The sequence below is a fragment of the Microcoleus sp. B4-C2 genome (assembly GCF_036705265.1).
GTDB lineage: Bacteria > Cyanobacteriota > Cyanobacteriia > Cyanobacteriales > Microcoleaceae > Microcoleus.
Genome location: NZ_JAUBUB010000223.1, coordinates 1 through 1,046 on the forward strand (window position 1 = coordinate 1; position 1,046 = coordinate 1,046).

Sequence of the window (1,046 nt, forward strand, 5' to 3'; positions counted from 1 at the left end):
CAATACTCCGGACAGTTTTTAAATAGGGATGCTTACGCAATAAAGCACAGAAGCGAAAAAACTGAGTGCTATCTGAACCCAAAATAAACAGAAAAAAAGGCACTCTTTTAGGTTAAGCTATAAAAACACACAAGCTCAACAGATTGCCTTATGAAGATTATTGAATCCATCTTACAACAACTGCCAGGAATTAGTCAACCCCAAAAGAAGTTTTTAATCACTTTATTCTCAACTATTTTGCTGGTCTATGGTAAGGTCAACTTCACGAATCTCAGTCGTTATAGTTATTTGAGCGAAAAAACCTACCGTCGTCACTTTCTCAAAAGCTTTAATTTTCCACAATTTAATCAATATTTCCTCGAATCTGCCTTAAATCCTGAACACACAGTCATTGCCGTTATCGATTGTTCTTTTTTAAAAAAAAGTGGCAAAAAAACTGACGGTAAGGGTTATTTTTATAATGGTGTAGCGGGGAAATCGGAACAGGGGTTGGAAATTTCTGTAATTTCTATTGTCGAAATTGAGAGTCGTTTATCTTATAGCTTAAGCGTACAACAAACTCCATCACGCCCTCAAATAAAGAAGGTGAAAAAAATACCACAAAAACCGAAGAATAGCTGGTCAAAAAAATCTCGCAAAAAACAGGAGTCTCAAAGCTCAACGCCTGACATCACAAGAGTTGATGACTATGCACAACATCTAAAGAATACTCGTTATTTCTTCCCAAATTCTGTACGTTATTTGGTCGCTGATGGCTATTACTACCGCTCTAAATTCTGGGATGCTGTGCGGGAGTTAAATTTAGACTTTATTGGCAAGTTAAGAGTTGATGCTAACCTACGCTATCTTTATACTGGTGAACAAAAGAAACTGGGAGCTCCACGTAAATATGATGGTAAGGTTGACTGCCATGATTTGAGTCGTCTTAATTTTGTTAAAGAAATAAAACCGGGAGTTTCATTATATACATTGGTGGTGTGGAGTTGTTGTTTAAATTGCCAAATTAGGTTGGCTTGTATCTCTGAGGTTCAAGCCAACGGAGAAAT

At 36.8% G+C, this 1,046-nt stretch carries 1 protein-coding gene; it reads left to right on the top strand.

What is annotated here, in order from left to right:
* Positions 1-150: 150 nt before the first annotated feature.
* A partial coding sequence (locus tag QUB20_RS28545) for a transposase (protein ID WP_333291857.1) occupies positions 151-1,046 on the top strand: 896 nt, incomplete at its 3' end.